13 protein-coding genes and 8 tRNA genes are annotated in these 15694 nt (G+C 42.4%); 13 read left to right on the top strand and 8 right to left on the bottom strand.

Annotated features, from left to right (window positions below; translation table 11 throughout):
* Positions 1 to 43: 43 nt before the first annotated feature.
* The 3 genes from dapE to GWK51_RS10090 form a co-directional block, all read right to left on the bottom strand.
* Complete coding sequence (gene dapE / locus GWK51_RS10100) at positions 44 to 1177, bottom strand: succinyl-diaminopimelate desuccinylase (protein WP_161933592.1); 1134 nt, start codon at positions 1175 to 1177, stop codon at positions 44 to 46.
* A 118-nt stretch (positions 1178 to 1295) separates the two neighbouring features.
* A complete protein-coding gene (locus GWK51_RS10095) occupies positions 1296 to 1436 on the bottom strand; it encodes an entericidin A/B family lipoprotein (RefSeq protein ID WP_100242733.1) in 141 nt (46 codons plus the stop codon).
* Between the two features lie 121 nt (positions 1437 to 1557).
* A complete protein-coding gene (locus GWK51_RS10090) occupies positions 1558 to 2430 on the bottom strand; it encodes a DUF1853 family protein (RefSeq protein ID WP_161933591.1) in 873 nt (290 codons plus the stop codon).
* Between the two features lie 96 nt (positions 2431 to 2526).
* On the opposite strand from GWK51_RS10090, the gene GWK51_RS10085 reads away from it, so the two are divergent.
* From GWK51_RS10085 to GWK51_RS10035, 11 genes are all read left to right on the top strand, one after another.
* Positions 2527 to 2892 (top strand): YbaN family protein, encoded by a 366-nt coding sequence (locus tag GWK51_RS10085; protein WP_161933590.1) that lies wholly within the window; start codon positions 2527 to 2529, stop codon positions 2890 to 2892.
* Between the two features lie 51 nt (positions 2893 to 2943).
* Positions 2944 to 3450 (top strand): cell wall-recycling L,D-carboxypeptidase ElsL, encoded by a 507-nt coding sequence (gene elsL / locus GWK51_RS10080; RefSeq protein WP_161933589.1) that lies wholly within the window; start codon positions 2944 to 2946, stop codon positions 3448 to 3450.
* Positions 3451 to 3735: 285 nt separating this feature from the next.
* Positions 3736 to 3811, top strand: a tRNA-Val gene (locus GWK51_RS10075).
* Positions 3812 to 3836: 25 nt separating this feature from the next.
* Positions 3837 to 3913: transfer RNA gene (locus tag GWK51_RS10070), tRNA-Asp, on the top strand.
* A 49-nt stretch (positions 3914 to 3962) separates the two neighbouring features.
* Positions 3963 to 4039, top strand: a tRNA-Asp gene (locus GWK51_RS10065).
* A gap of 22 nt (positions 4040 to 4061) precedes the next feature.
* Positions 4062 to 4137: transfer RNA gene (locus GWK51_RS10060), tRNA-Val, on the top strand.
* A gap of 13 nt (positions 4138 to 4150) precedes the next feature.
* Positions 4151 to 4227: transfer RNA gene (locus tag GWK51_RS10055), tRNA-Asp, on the top strand.
* Positions 4228 to 4322: 95 nt separating this feature from the next.
* Positions 4323 to 4398: transfer RNA gene (locus tag GWK51_RS10050), tRNA-Val, on the top strand.
* Between the two features lie 44 nt (positions 4399 to 4442).
* Positions 4443 to 4519 (top strand) — tRNA-Asp (locus tag GWK51_RS10045).
* Positions 4520 to 4614: 95 nt separating this feature from the next.
* Positions 4615 to 4690 (top strand) — tRNA-Val (locus tag GWK51_RS10040).
* 77 nt (positions 4691 to 4767) lie between these two features.
* Complete coding sequence (locus tag GWK51_RS10035) at positions 4768 to 5229, top strand: DUF2750 domain-containing protein (protein ID WP_161933588.1); 462 nt, start codon at positions 4768 to 4770, stop codon at positions 5227 to 5229.
* 3 nt (positions 5230 to 5232) lie between these two features.
* Here the strand turns inward: GWK51_RS10035 and GWK51_RS10030 are convergent, their stop codons facing one another.
* From GWK51_RS10030 to yccS, 4 genes are all read right to left on the bottom strand, one after another.
* On the bottom strand, positions 5233 to 6018 hold the full coding sequence (locus GWK51_RS10030; RefSeq protein ID WP_161933587.1) for a YdcF family protein: 786 nt from the start codon (positions 6016 to 6018) through the stop codon (positions 5233 to 5235).
* 133 nt (positions 6019 to 6151) lie between these two features.
* On the bottom strand, positions 6152 to 8890 hold the full coding sequence (locus tag GWK51_RS10025; RefSeq protein ID WP_161933586.1) for a PepSY domain-containing protein: 2739 nt from the start codon (positions 8888 to 8890) through the stop codon (positions 6152 to 6154).
* Positions 8891 to 9053: 163 nt separating this feature from the next.
* The gene (locus tag GWK51_RS10020; RefSeq protein WP_100243291.1) at positions 9054 to 9614 is read right to left on the bottom strand and encodes a YcxB family protein; all 561 of its coding nucleotides are present in this window, start codon (positions 9612 to 9614) and stop codon (positions 9054 to 9056) included.
* Between the two features lie 160 nt (positions 9615 to 9774).
* Complete coding sequence (gene yccS / locus GWK51_RS10015) at positions 9775 to 11949, bottom strand: YccS family putative transporter (protein WP_161933585.1); 2175 nt, start codon at positions 11947 to 11949, stop codon at positions 9775 to 9777.
* 141 nt (positions 11950 to 12090) lie between these two features.
* Between yccS and GWK51_RS10010 the strand changes: the two genes are divergently transcribed.
* Complete coding sequence (locus GWK51_RS10010) at positions 12091 to 13308, top strand: multidrug effflux MFS transporter (protein ID WP_161933584.1); 1218 nt, start codon at positions 12091 to 12093, stop codon at positions 13306 to 13308.
* Positions 13309 to 13379: 71 nt separating this feature from the next.
* Here the strand turns inward: GWK51_RS10010 and GWK51_RS10005 are convergent, their stop codons facing one another.
* Positions 13380 to 13937, bottom strand: coding sequence for a hypothetical protein (locus GWK51_RS10005; RefSeq protein WP_161933583.1), 558 nt, complete (start codon positions 13935 to 13937; stop codon positions 13380 to 13382).
* 245 nt (positions 13938 to 14182) lie between these two features.
* Between GWK51_RS10005 and GWK51_RS10000 the strand changes: the two genes are divergently transcribed.
* Positions 14183 to 15682: a cation:proton antiporter gene (locus GWK51_RS10000; protein ID WP_100243295.1), complete on the top strand. Its 1500-nt coding sequence runs from the start codon at positions 14183 to 14185 to the stop codon at positions 15680 to 15682.
* The last annotated feature ends 12 nt before the right edge of the window (positions 15683 to 15694 follow it).

The following is a 15694-nucleotide window of genomic DNA, read 5'->3' as shown; positions in this document are numbered from 1 at the left end:
ATGTTCAACATGGGTTTTTTTTATTGCTTGTCTAGTAATGATCTTAAGCCAATAAGCCTTCAAGAATTTGTTCATAAATTTCGGCTAAAGGTTCTAAATCGTCTACATTCACATGCTCATCAATTTGATGGATGCTGGCATTCAATACGCCAAGTTCGAGCACTTGTGCACCTGTAGGGGCAATAAAACGACCGTCTGAAGTACCACCACTGGTTGATAATTCAGTTTCACGACCTGTTACATTACGAATCGCATTTTTTGCTGAGTTTACCAATTCACCTACAGGGGTCAAGAAGGGTAAGCCTGAGTGTGTCCAGTGAATTTCATAGGTCAAACCATGACGATCTAAAATTTCTAAAACACGTGCTTTCAACTCTTCAGCCGTTACTTCTGTTGAATAGCGGAAGTTAAAGGTTACAGTCATCGTGCCTGGTATAACATTAGTTGCACCTGTACCTGCCTGAATATTAGAGACTTGGAAAGACGTGGCAGGGAAGTATTCATTGCCTTGATCCCAAACCGTATCACATAGCTCAGCAACAGCTTTAGACGCCATATGAATCGGGTTAATCGCAAGATGTGGATAGGCAACGTGACCTTGTTTGCCTTTCACGGTTAAAACGGCATTTAAAGAACCACGACGACCATTTTTAACGATGTCGCCTAAATGATTCGTACTAGAAGGCTCACCCACTAAACACCAAGTCATTTTTTCCTGACGTGCTTCAAGAGTTTCAATAACTTTCACTGTCCCATTGATAGCAGGACCTTCTTCATCAGAGGTAATTAGAAACGCAATTGAACCTTTGTGGTTTGGATGTTTGCGAACAAAACGTTCAGAAGCAACCACCATCGCTGCAAGTGCAGTTTTCATATCTGCACTTCCACGCCCATACAGCTTCCCATCACGAATTTCAGGTACAAAAGGCTCAGAATGCCATGCATTTAAGTTGCCCGTAGGTACAACATCGGTATGCCCAGCAAAACAAAATACAGGAGATTCCGTCCCTTTACGCGCCCAAAGATTATCAACATCATCAAAACGCATTGATTCAATGTTAAAACCAATTTTTTCTAAGCGTTCGGCCATAATATTTTGGCAATTATGATCAACAGGTGTCACGGAAGGTTGACGCAGCAACTGTAAGCTAAGTTCGAGAGTTTCGGAGTGATTCATAGGAGGGGAAAGCAAATGAAAAATATGCGGCTATGATAGGCGAATCGAGTCAATAAAGGGAGTTTTGATATAAAAAAACCTTATCGTTTTGATAAGGTCTTGGATTGGCTTTACATGATTACAATTTATCCGCAGTTTTTTCCGCACTATCCGTCACGACATCTCCAACTTTAGAGACGTCTTTACCCACACCTGCTACTGTATTACAACCTGCGAGAAAAAATGAAAGTAATAAGGAAATAGCGATCATTTTTTTCATGACTTACTCCAAAGTTCATTATCATCTATTGGGTTAGATTAAAAAACAACCATGTTTAAAAGTAGAATCATTTCATTATAAAAAGGTTAAGGAATGTATAGCCGTATACATTCCGATTAGGTTAAGCCCGATATTGCAGTAGCGGTCGGTGACGATACATATAAAAATTTTGCACGTCAGCTTGCTGTTGATAGCAATATAAGCCATCCGTCCAAAGATGCGGAGCATGACTACTTGGAGAGTCGTTTGGACACAACCATTCGTGGCGTTGGAGTCGATGTGGCGTATAAGCCTCAGGAATAAACTCATAACCCCATAAGCCGATTCTACGTTGTAAATTAACCCAATCTGGGACTTGCTGAATGGTTGTATTCAGCGGCACATAAAGCTGACCTTTGAGCATGACAAAGCGTTGTTGAATAGGGTAGTCAAGTGCTTGATCAAACTGAAATTGCTTTTGAGTAAAGTGATTGAGCTTTCGTTTTAAGGTATCGGTACGGTTGAGTCCATACCAGTGCGAAAAGGAAAAATCACATTCGGCTAAATAATATTTAAGAGCCACTTCCCAATGTTCAATCTGCTGGGTTTCAGTATTTTTCAGTAAAAAATCCAGTTCTCCGAGGGTTCTGGCTCCAGCAATTTGCTGAATACTGTGTCCTAGCAACTCATAAGGATGATAGTCAGAATCACGTAGCCAAAACCAGACAAACATTTCAAAGCGCAAACCTAAGCGTGTGCTTTTTAACTGGTTTAGAAAGTCTTCCAATTCATGTGGATGCTGATCTAAATATAATAATCTAGATTGATATAAGTGAAAGTATTGTTGCCAGACCGTTTCGGCGTGCAATTGAAAAGGCTGATGAATCTGAAACTGATCGGGATACGCTTTCAGAATGTTGGGACTGGCAATGCTGAATGCTAGTTGTCGTACTAAGGGATTTTTAAAGTTCAACCATGGCTCAAAAAGATGGTCTTGTTGTAATGTTAAAAACATAGTGGAAACCAAAATGGCAGAACAATGTACAGAATTTAAAAAGGATAAAGTGTAAAAACATTTTATACTAGCGCAATTCTAGATTAGGGCTTGAAGATGAAGATATTGTTTTGGCGAAGTTTGGTGGTGCTCTTTGTCATCCTCGGCTTTATTGGAGCAATACTCCCAGGTATGCCAACAACAGTATTTTTAATTTTAGCTGCTTGGGCGGCTTCCAAAGGTTGGCCGCAAGTAGATGATTGGCTCATGAATCATCCGAAACATGGAGCAACACTGCGTGCATGGCGCGAAAATGGTACAGTCCCGCGTAAAGCCAAATGGATTGCTTCAATTATGATGCTGATCAGTGGTGTGATCATGTTATTTACTACGGCACCTTTTGCGGTCAAGGTTTTTACGGATTTAACGATGCTGATTGTAGCGATTTGGTTATGGCTACGCCCTGAACCAGCAGCAAATTAAGTACGATCAGTTATGCTTATCCAGAGTCGCTCTTATACGTAGGTTTCTCGAATGCAATATTCATTACAACAAGCAGATATTCTGATTGATTTGGCAGAACAAACCTTATTACTGCCTAAGCACAATAAATTTTATGTGATTTCTTCTGGAAAAAATGGCATTGGCGAGCAGGAGAATAGCGGTAAAACGCCTCGTGGCTGGCATGAAGTGGCGTTAAAATTTGGTGAAAGTGCTCCCCTGAATGCGGTCTTTATTGCACGTAAAGAAACAGGCGAGGTCTATGATCAAGAACTCGCGAATGAATTTCCTGAACGGGATTGGATTTTGTCACGCATTTTATGGTTGTCAGGTTTAGAGCCTAAATTTAATCAGGGTGAGGGTTGCGATACCTTCAATCGTTATATTTATATTCACGGTACACCAGATAGCGAACCTATGGGTATACCGATGTCACATGGCTGTATCCGAATGCGCAATCAAGATGTGGTCGAGTTATTTGAGCTGATTCCAGAAAATGCCTTGGTCTATATTTCGGAGCAGCGTTTGAATTTGAGTTAATCCTCTTGGGATTTTTTTTTGCAAAAATTATCTGCGTAGAGTGATGAGATACGTCTGATTAGGAGCAGGATAATGCTTGTTTCAGATTTTTATGTTGAAGATGAAGAACAGAGTAGAGTGAATTTTGCACATATTTTCTAAATAACTTGCAGAATTTGCTTGTTTTTATAGCAAAACACTTATTTTTTAATCACTCAAACATAAAATCATGAAAACTGTGAGAAAAGCGTTTGACACTCGTTAAAGATTCTCTATAATGCACCTCACAAACGATGAAGACGTTAAGGGCGCTTAGCTCAGTTGGTAGAGCGTCTGCCTTACAAGCAGAATGTCGGCGGTTCGATCCCGTCAGCGCCCACCAAGCCTTTACGTTAAAGATCTTACGTGCAGCGGTAGTTCAGTTGGTTAGAATACCGGCCTGTCACGCCGGGGGTCGCGGGTTCGAGCCCCGTCCGCTGCGCCACTTAAGATGTTTAATATTGTTTGTACCACATTAGTGACTTTGTGTAAGTGCAGCGGTAGTTCAGTTGGTTAGAATACCGGCCTGTCACGCCGGGGGTCGCGGGTTCGAGCCCCGTCCGCTGCGCCATTTATACAAAATTATTTAATGAGGGCGCTTAGCTCAGTTGGTAGAGCGTCTGCCTTACAAGCAGAATGTCGGCGGTTCGATCCCGTCAGCGCCCACCATATTCTTTGCGATGCAGCGGTAGTTCAGTTGGTTAGAATACCGGCCTGTCACGCCGGGGGTCGCGGGTTCGAGCCCCGTCCGCTGCGCCATTTCAAAGAAATTATGCAACCTGACAAGTTGCGAAAGATAATCCTTCGAGTTTATCTTGCATCCTAAAAATAGTGATGCTATTTTTAATGCCTTAGGGCGCTTAGCTCAGTTGGTAGAGCGTCTGCCTTACAAGCAGAATGTCGGCGGTTCGATCCCGTCAGCGCCCACCATAATTTTGACAGATTATGGATTATGGTTTTAAAGATTCCGTGTTGCAGCGGTAGTTCAGTTGGTTAGAATACCGGCCTGTCACGCCGGGGGTCGCGGGTTCGAGCCCCGTCCGCTGCGCCATTTTAATGTCTTATTTCCCTGAATAAGATGTTCAATCTAGATAAAGAGCACTTTATCTCGGTTTTATAAAAATAGGTCTCTATTTTTATTCTTCAGGGCGCTTAGCTCAGTTGGTAGAGCGTCTGCCTTACAAGCAGAATGTCGGCGGTTCGATCCCGTCAGCGCCCACCATATATCTCTTATATATTGTCTCTACTGCATCTTTTATATAGAATTTATTTCATAATAATTTCAATATAAAAATTTGTATGAGAAATCCTTATCAGCGTAAAGCTGCGCCTAAAACATCAAGTTCAAATGACAATGTGAAAGAACTTTATAAGCAGTTCATTGAAAATATGGTTGCGCAAGGTTCAATTGTGGCTTTGTATCAAGAAGGCTGGGCAATTTGTACCACGCCGACAGGGCAACGTGGATTTCCAATTTGGCAAAATAAAAGCCTCGCCAAATTGATGATTAAAGATACTTGGGCAAATTATCAAGTTCAGGAAATTCCCATCAAGAATCTGGTCGAACAGCTTATTCCGTATTTACGTCAGCAAAAAACCACCATTTCAATGGATCTTACTCCTGATGGGCATAATTTGATGGTTTTGCCAGAAAAGTTTTTGTTAGATTTAAAAAATTATTTATATCAACTGTATTTGCAAAAACCTGAGTTATTCCAGAGTATGAAGTTGCCTTTACCCCGTCAAATCCGTTTAAATTAATCCTTAAAATTCATTCAGCACCCATCCACTGAGGTAGGCGAAATATTCTCGCAGCCAAGAGTTATAGCGGTTCACCAATGGTGTAGGGGCGGCAACAGCAATAATATGGCTATAGCCTTGTTTTTTGGCGATTGCAGCCGCTCTTAAAGTATGAAAATCACTGGTAACTACTGCAATAGGTTCATTGAGCTGAATATTGAGCTGATTCAAAATGGCTTGGCTATTTTTGAGATTTAAATCGGTGCTGGTGCTTTTATCTTCCAGCCAAATACGATTTGAGGCAATTGCATAGTTGTGCTGTATATACTTCGACATAATTTCAGCCTCGGTATATTGTTCTCTAAAATCCAGCCCACCCGTCATAATCATGGGTGTTTGGGGTTGTTGTTTTGCTAGTTCAGCTGCACGATCCAGACGTTGTGCTAAAGTTGCTGAGGGCTGTCCATTTTCAATACCACTCCCCAATACAATTATGGCTTTAACAGGTGCAATTTGAGCATGACTTTGAGTTGCAAGATGCAAATACATAAAGAAGCACAGTACAGTCATGCTCCAGAGTAGAAAACCTGCCCAGCTCAAACGCCAGAGCAGGGTTCGTAAAGGTGTTTTTTGAACAACAATCTGAATCTTCTGATAAAAAATGGCAAAGCAGAGTAATCCGAACCCGATCAATACAGGCAGCAACGTACCTAAATGAATTTTATTGAGGCTGACTAAATAGATACCGTCAAGGAAGAGAATACTGCCGATAAAAGCTGAAATAAGCCGTTTAAATGGGATGAGTTGCATTGTTATTGATTAGAATCTGAAATGTTCAGATGAAATTGTAGCTTAATTCAGATGGGGAGATACTGATCTTTGCTCAGCATAAAAAAACCGAGCCCATGAGCGCTCGGTTTTTTTGAATTTAGTTGACTAGGATTTAGTACACATCTCGGCGATAACGACCTTCTTGACGAAGTTGTTCCACTGTATTTTCACCAAGAATATCATTCAGCGCTTGGTCGACATCACTTGCCATGCCTTGAATGCTACCGCAGACATAAATAACTGCGCCACGATTCATCCATGACACCAGTTCGGCCGCCTGATTGCGAAGTACATGGTGTACATAAACTTTTTCGGCTTGATCACGAGAGAAGGCTAAATCTAGACGCTCCAGCATCCCTGTGGTTTGCCACGCTTCGATGGTGGTTTGATAGAAATAGTCATGTTCACGTTGGCGTTCACCAAAGATCAGCCAATTCTGGGTGTAATCGGCACGTACACGCGCATGTAAAAGGCTCATCAGTCCCGCAATCCCTGTACCATTACCAATACAAATGATCGGACGGTTGTCATCAATCAGGTGGAACGATTCATTGTTGCGAATACGCAGGGCAATTTCTTGTCCAAGTCCTGCATGAGCAGTTAACCAGCCAGAGCCTAAACCCAATTCGCCTGTTTGATTGCTTTGCTGACGCACCACCAAGCGGAGTTTTTGTTGTGCAGGTATGCTGGCAATTGAATACTCACGTGAAGGTAAGGTATGTAATTGCTCCAGTAAATGCTCCATATTGGCAAATGGTTCAATTTCAGTATTGAGCTGTTTGTTCCATAAAGCTTGTTCAATAGGCATGCCTAGAGATTCAACGGCTGTATTCGCAGCAATCTGATGTTGAGCCATGAAAGCTTGAATACGTGCAGTGCTGTTACCCGGTTGAATTTCTGCAATATCACCAGCTTGCCAATGGGCTTCATGCTTGGCTTGCAGTTCAATATTAAATGCAGGTGCACCTAGACTCGCTGGATTGAGTAATTCACGCTTGATGAGCATCCAACTGTCAAAAGTTTTGTCAATATGCATGGCTTGTAAATCAAGCTTGCTGACCTTGGCAAGCGCGGTATTCCAACGCTGTACATCTGCAGGGTTGGCATTATCCACTTCAATGGTTTCAAATAATGCCTGTGCTTGATTCTGCTTTAACCATGTAGCAATGGCATGTCCAAAACTGCAATAACTGTCAGGATATTCTTTTGAGCCTAAGGCCAAAATTGCGAAGTGGATGTGGCTTAAATCTAGTGTGCTATTTAGCATTTTCTTGGCAAAACCAGAAGCCAAATCAGGTGCATCACCCGTACCATAAGTACTGGCAACAAACAGAACTTGCGGTGCAGTTTTGAGATCATCCAGCGTCAGTTGTTGTACGGTTTTCACCGTTACAGGTTGGCGGGCTTCCTGTAGGCTGGTTGCAGTACGCCAAGCCAGTTGCTCTGCTACACCTGTTTGTGAGGCGTAAACAATTAGCCATGGTTTGGCATTTGGGTCGATACTCACCGTGCTATTGCCTAAACGTGCTGCTTGGGTCAGTTTCTTTTGCTTTCGACGCTTCAGATACAGCATCCAGCCAGTAACAAAGAACAATGGCATTGCCAGTGCAGCAAGCATGGCAAAGAATTGATAAATCGGACCGAAGAAGCTACCGCGGTGTACAGGCAGCATGCTGCTCATGATTTTTTCATTGAGTTTTTTATCTTCATACAACTCAACATCTTGAACTTTTGCAGCTTGATAATCATAAACCGCTTTATTGCGTGCACGTTCATGTTGTGGAATTGGATCGACAAAACTGAGTTCAACTTTTCCATCTGCTTTTTTCGGCAGATTCAAAGTCAGGGTTGAATAATCATGTCCGAGTTTGGCTTGAACCCCCGTCCAGGTTTGGGTGAGTACAGTTTGCATTTGCTCAGGGCTCAAGCTCGCTGCATCTGCTTTAGAACCACGACCTTCACCTTCAGCACGTCCTCGACGTTCTGAATCACCTTTTGTAGCATCCCATGCTTGACGAGCCTCTGGATTCCGCGCATTCTCTTCAGATTGACCACGTCCTTCAGTAGGTCGTCCTTCTTCATGCGGTCGACCCTGTGGACCATGTTCACCCCGTTGTTCACCTGAAGCTCCACGTGGACCTTGACCTTCTGGCTTGCCACCTTGCATTTCAGGTTTTGGTTGTTCTACGCCCAACACCTTGAACATGCCACTCCGCCACCAATCATAAGACCAGTAGAGTCCTGTACATGCCAAAAGTAGATAAAAAATTACCACCCAAGTGCCCACTACGGCATGTAAATCCCAAAGGAAGTTACGACCTTTCAGTTGTGGTTTAACCATAAACCATTGCTTGAGCGAGTGCTTTTTCGGCCAGCGTAAGTACAAACCACTCAAGACAAAGAAAATCAGCATGAGCGTACAAGCGCCTGTAATCTGCTTTCCTACAGGACCTACAGTCAAGTTACGGTGAAGTTGTTGTACAAATTGAAAGAAGCCTTGTCCTTTAATTTCTGGCAACACTTCAGCGGAGTAGGGGTTGACCATCATGTTATAGCCACGTCGAGCACCTTCTTTCACAATATTCACGGTACTTGAAGCGGTTGGATCTTTGGCAATGGTAATGCTGTTAATCTGAATATTCGGATCGACCTGCTGAAAATGCGTGTAGAGCTCGGCAGGATTGAGCTTGTCTCGATTTTCTGCATGGACGACATAACTGTCCGTGTTGATCCATTTTAGAATTTGTTGTTCGTAAGAATAAATCGCGCCAGTCACGCCCATAATGGACAGTATTAATCCAGCGGTAATCCCCATAAACCAGTGAATTTGGAAAAATGTTTTTTTCAACATGATGGTCAAGTGTTGGATGTGTGAATAAATTGGCGAAATTATAACTGAAGATTTAGCAGATAATGTGGATTTTGCAGGTAATATTTATTCTCATTATCGTTTTTAATTAGTTTCGTAAAAAAGCCTTCATATTTCAGAAGGCTTTGGAGGAAAGGGAAGATGCTTAGATCTTCTTCGCTTCACCGACAGATTCATTTAAGTGCTTACGAATGGTCTCGAAAGAGAAATTACGTGAGTCCATACGTTTAGGTAGAATATATGCACCTTGTTGACCTTTTACTTTAAAGTTCAACAACATAAATTCTGGTGTGTTATACCATTCATAAATGTCTTTCCAACCAATTGCACCCACACCTTCTTGCATGCCCATTTGCTGGCGCATCACGATGCCGTGCGGTTGTACCCCAAGTTTCACGCCTTTAATTTCCTGCACTGGAAACTCGTTCATTTTGCGTTTCACATACCATTCTAAACCGTAAGTACGAATTGCAAGGTATAAAGCCACCCCTACAATTGCCACCCAGCAGAAAATAGTCGAGTAGTTTTTTAATAAGATGATGCCCAAAATCGCAAGAGCTACGATGGCACCCATAATCATCCATGCTTTGGTGCTAATTTTATTGGTACTACGCCAAATCACCATCTGAGCATGACGTTGCTCAGCTTCAGAGATTTCGTAGTTCACAGGTTGTAGCGTATAAGCGTATAAATTTTTTGCGGTCATAGTGAAAAGAGCACATTTAAAACTGGAGAAAGTTTAGCATTAAATACACGGGGTTGATACGTTATAAATGCATTGTATTGCGGCTAAGACGCTGCTTTTTTAATAGCAAAATCATCACATAGCCGCAAGTGTTTTATTCTAAAGTGTAAGGATAGACCGTTTAAAGTGATGCAAATTCAGTCGCCTGATCATCACGTTCATTGCTCAAACTTTGTTTGAGATGACTGAATTGTTGCAAGATACTGAACATTAAAGACAATTGCTGCAAAATAATTAACGACAATTGATCTTCCTTTTTGTCTTGGGTGAGACGTTGCCGAATGGTTTGCAACATGTTCTGCGCAGTCAAATCGGGCATTTCATCTTTCAATAGTGCACCACGAATATCATCCAGTGCCTGATCCAGCAGATTCAGGATTTCAGGATCACGAATTTGTGCACGATGCGCGCCGAGTGCTGCGATATAACTCAAGAAGGTATGGTTCAGGCAGAGAAATTCAAATGCCTGACTTTTTTGGCTTGGGTCGAAATCTGGTTCCGTAGCCAAGGTTGAAATAAGGGATGCCACATCGGCATCGGTATTGTGTGCTGCACGACGCACCACCCGATAATTCAAGCTATTATTACGTCCCTCTTTGTACTGCTGAATGACTTCATTTAAATAGGTACATTGAGCTTGTAAGCTACGCTGAATGATGTGTGGCAGGCGACGGAACTTCCAGTCAGGGAAAATAAAACTCACCCCAAGCCAAGCAATCGCACAACCAATCAGGGTATCAATCATACGAGGCAGCGCAGCAGAAAAACCTAAACCATCCAGATTAAAGTTAATCAGTGCCAAGATGGTAATAAAGGCAGTTGCTTGCGCATACTGTTTACTGCGTAATTCAAAAAACAACACGCCACTGAGAATCAGCAAGAGCAGTTGACCTTCCACCGAAGGAATGAAGTACAACACCGCTTCACCGATGATAATCCCGACCAAGGTGCCAACGATTCGTAAGCGCAGTCGGCGTTTGGTGGCGTTAAAGTTGGGTTGGCAGACAAACAGGGCGGTTAAGATAATCCAGTAGCCATATTGAATCTGCGTCACTTGCACAAAAATATAGCTGACCAGCAACACAATCGAAAGTCGGATGGCATGGCGGAATAGCACAGATTCAGGGGTCAGATGCTGTTTGATCCGAATGACAATATCATCCCAGCCTTTTAAGTCATCATCTTTGAGCTGATTTTCAATATATTTGCTCTTATCGAACACGATATTCTGTTCAGTTTCCAAGTTGCGTAGTTGTGCATCAATTGACTTCAGGTTTTGGTACAGTGCAAACAAGGCATTCACCCAAATCGGGTCATAATGATTGTCATCCCGTAATTTTTCTAAAGACACTTTCAGATTTTGAAAGGCATGCTTAAAGCGTTTGTTATGTTTATAGTTCTTGCGCAGCAAGATACTTTCACTTAAATCCTTACAGGCTTTGCCCTGAATGGAGAGAATACGTTGGAAGCGAAACAGAATATCGCTATGTTCAAACACTTTAGTCAGAATCTGATAATCAATGTGGGCAGAATCGGCACGTTCATGAATGTCCTGCGCAACAAAATAGTATTGCAAGCTGCGACGTGTATCGCGCTGACCACGGTCACCTTTCAGGCGAGTTAGCAACGCAGTTTTCATTTCATTGAAAATGCCCACCAATTTGCCGTTTTCCAATGACAAATCAATCATGCTTTGTTGATAGCTTTGCGGTGTCATGTCCACATCAAACAGATTGGATTTAGCAAATAGGAAATTTCCCAGTGAGGAATAACACTCGGACAATTTGTCCTGCACTTGGCGCACAGGGAACAACAAGAAACTGATGGTCGAAATCACTCCATACCAAGCTGCGCCTGCAACCAGCAGCGAGGGTTGCATATACCATTCTTCAAACAGATGCACACCCAGCATGGAATAGACGGAAATGACCAAACAACCATAGGAAATGGTGGCGTAGCGACGACCCAAAGAACCCAATAAAATAAAACCGATACAGGAGATAATTAGCCCAATGGCGAACAGAAACGGGTGCGGGAACAGGAAGTAAATGGAGGTTGCAGTAACAAAAAAACCAATATAGGTATAAACCAGATTTAAAAGCCGTACCGAGAAGCGATCATCAATATCACTCAAACCCGCAGCAACGACCCCTAAAGTTAGTGGGATAGTTGCCAGTTGGTGACCTAAAAAGTAGGGAACAAAGGCTGTACCAGAGAACGCAATAATCATGCGCACGTTATACATAAAAGTGGTGTTATAAGTGGTTTGCTTCAGACGAGTAAGCCAAGTGTTCAAGTGTTTTCCTTCAATAGACGTAGGTCAAATCTTTATGCAAAAAAAGAGATTTGAGTCAGGATTAATTTCACTTTTTTGATCAAGAAATAATACTATGGAGAGTGTAAGCTTGTCTTGTTTCTTCGCAGTTAAAAATTAAATATGAATACTCCCCAATCTCCCGCAACAAAGACCTATTCGACCTCTTGGATTATGTTATTGGCGTTATTAACCGCCTTAGGTCCACTTTCCATTGATATGTATTTGCCTGCTTTGCCGCAAATGGCACATGATTTTGGGGTGACTACCCAAATGGTGGCAAATACTTTGCCTGCATATTTTTTAGGGTTGGCGATTGGGCAATTGATTTATGGACCTGTGAGTGACCGAATTGGTCGTAAGAAACCGTTGTATTTTGGATTAACTTTATATGTTGTGGCCAGTTTATTGTGCGTGCTTGCTACCAATGAATGGGCATTGATCGCAGCACGTGTATTACAGGCACTGGGTGGATGTGTTGGGGTGGTCATTGCGCGAGCGGCCATTCGTGATCGTTTGGATATGAATGCTTCAGCACAGGCGTTTGCCAGCATGATGATTGTGATGGGGGTAGCACCCATTTTGGCACCAACCTTGGGTGCATTGGTGCTGAGTTATTTTAATTGGCATGCCATCTTTGTATTTCTGATGCTGATTGGCGTTGCATGCTGGTTATGTATTCATTTTTTCTTTCAAGAAACCTTACAGCCTGAACGTCGCTTACGTTTAAGTCTGCCTCAGGTTTTTCAGTTGTACGCTGCTATTTTTCAAGACCGCAGTTTCCGTATTCCAATGCTGGCAGGGTGTTTTTCGGGTGGGGTACTGTTCTGTTATATCAGCTCATCTGCATCGGTGCTGATGAATGGTTATGGTTTAAACCAGCAGCATTTTGCCATCGCTTTTGGTTCCAATGCCTTTGGCATCATGCTGTTATCCACCGTGAATAAAAAATTGGGTAAACATCTTTCCGTCTTTAGCCGTTTGAAAATTGGTGGATTTGTTCAGCTTTCAGGTGCTTTGGTGTTGGTGCTTGCAGGCATGTTGCAGCATGCACCGATTGAACTGGTGTATGTGGGGATGTTCTTGGCGGTTTCGGGGATTGGTTTTACAGGTCCGAATGCCATGGCATTGGCCATGTCTGAGCAGGGTGCGCGTGCAGGAACTGCTAGTGCCGTGATGGGCAGTATGCAATTTGCCTGTGGCTTGCTGGGTGGGGTGATTCTGAATTTCTTGGTCTGGAGCGACTTAATGAATATGGCTACCTTAATGCTGTGTTTCGTTGCCATCGCCATGCTGGCAATTTTTAGTTTGTCGCCACAAAAAGTGATGGCGCAATCCTAGAGCTGGATTGAAGCAGGAACAGTCATCACTTAAGTTATGAGTAATGACTGTTCCTTGAATGGATCGCTAATTTATTTACGTAGGAACTGCTTAAAGTTACGCAGAATGCGGAAGCTCACATACAGCGCGATGAGGGCAAAGATTGCAATGCCGAACACCACATATTTTAATTGCTGAATGTCTTGTTGGAAGAAGGCTTGGACTTGCATATCGCTATATGCAAAACGGCTGACTTTCTGCGTTTGGCTGTCATGAAATTGAATATGTTGAATGTAATGCTGCTGCCCAATTTGCTTTAAGCCTAGCACATCAATTTGACGTCGATGGGTTTGATTCTCTGCATCGGTACACAGGTCTTGGGCATAATGCTCGCAGCTCATTTTAGCTATAAAACCTTGGTTGGCGACCAGAATAAAAACAGACTCGTCAGGCTTTTGGTTATTGGTGACCAAGACGAGCGGTTTTGAAGCAGTCGATTTAAGTTCAAACTGCTGAGCTTGAGCCAAAGCTTGCGTGGCATTTTTAATTTCTAAAGTTTTGACGATACAGGTCCAGACCAGAGCCAAAGTAATTAAAAAAATACTGGCGGCGAAACACAGGCGAAAAACGGTTTTAATGGTCTGGTGCATAGATAAGCCAATATCCTAAAAGTGTATAGCGCAAAAAGGGGAGTCATTTTAGTATGAATTCAATCTAAATGCTTTGCTCAATCCTGCACAAGTTTTATGTTAAAAAAATTTAACGAAACTAGGAGGCGCACTTTAAAAGGCTGTACACTGAAAAATGTAAACAATAGTGTTTAAGCCAATATTTAGCTTGTAAATCATTGAGTTCATTCGCTCGGTTTCATCCCTTAGTTAGCTTCGGAACTCGCATGGGTAATTTTTTATTTCTTCAAATTTTCACGGTTATTTTTGCATTATCAATTGCGACAACGATTTTTAACAAGCGAATTTTAGGTTTCCCGCAAGCGATTGGCGTTCCGATTGTTTCGGCAATTTTTGTCTTTATTTTGCAGTGGGGCGCAAGCCTACTGAATGGTAATCAGTTTATTACCATCAATATTCATAATATTGAAAATGCTGTACGTCACATCGATTTTTATGACTTTCTGATTAATGGTGTGATCTGTTTTATTCTGACCTCTTCGGCCTTGAAGTTTAAAGTTTCTGATTTAAAAAGTTATTGGAAGCCGATCAGCATTTTAGCCAGTATCGCACTGGTCCTCTGTGCCGTGTTCTTTGGGGTCGTGCTCTATGGTTATCAATTCTTGGTCGGGCAGCATGTCGACTTACTGGTGTTGCTGCTTTTGGGGGCAGCCCTAGGAGCAACTGACCCGATTGGCATTAAAGGGGTCTTAAGTTCGGTACGTGCACCGCATCATTTAATGGTCAAATTGGAAGGCGAATCCTTATTTAATGATGCCATGTGTATTGCCTTGTTCATGACCTTACTGAATGTGTTGCAAGGTGAGCATTTTAGTCTAATCGGTACGCTGCAAACCCTGCTGTATGAGATTGTGGTGGCAATTATTATTGGCTGGGGCTTCGGTCTTGCCATTCTCAGATTGCTCCGCGGTAAACATGAAATGGAATCGCTGATTTTAACAACGGCTTTACTGGCTTGTGGCTCATACCTGATTGCATTGTTTGCACATGCTTCTGCACCGATTGCCTGTGTGATTGGCGGTTTAATTGTCGGTAATAAATGGAAAGAAATTCTACAAGAGCGTGAAATCCGTGAAGTGAATCATTTCTGGCATACCGTGGAAGGGATCATCAATTCATTCTTGTTCACTTTAATTGGTTTGGAACTGTTTATTTTAGATTTAAGTGTCAGTCTGATTTTGGGCGGTATCATTGCCTTCATTATTTTGCATGCTTCACGATTTGCCGCCAATTTTCTTGCATTTGCCTTTTTCCCAAGTTTTCGGAATAAAAGTTATAACGGTAGTTTAGCGATTCTGTCTTGGGGGGGAGTCCGTGGCGGGATCTCGCTGGCTTTGATTTTGGCAGTGGCCAACATTCCACAACTGAGTGAATACAGCAGTATATTGATTGGTTATACCTTTATTAGTGTACTTTTATCTGGTTTGGTGTGTGGACTTGGACTTCCAGCGGTGATGAATGCTTTTTATTACAATCCAAATGAAGAAACAGAAGGCTTCAAAGGTTGGTATCAACGTTTGTGCCATAAAATGAACCGTAAGGGATTTCAATATATTGTGGGGGAAGATGCAACGGGCAATGAAACCATTACCATTTATAACCCTGATGCCTTTGTCGATGTCAAAGCCGATGATGGCGTTGCCGCCGTGCACAATCCTGAAAAAGTCCAAGAAGTAAAACGTTTGGAAAGCCCAGGAAACTTCTAATACTTTAACGGC

This window comes from Acinetobacter kanungonis (assembly GCF_009939195.1).
Taxonomy (GTDB): domain Bacteria; phylum Pseudomonadota; class Gammaproteobacteria; order Pseudomonadales; family Moraxellaceae; genus Acinetobacter; species Acinetobacter kanungonis.
This window is presented reverse-complemented; position numbering and strand designations above follow the sequence as displayed.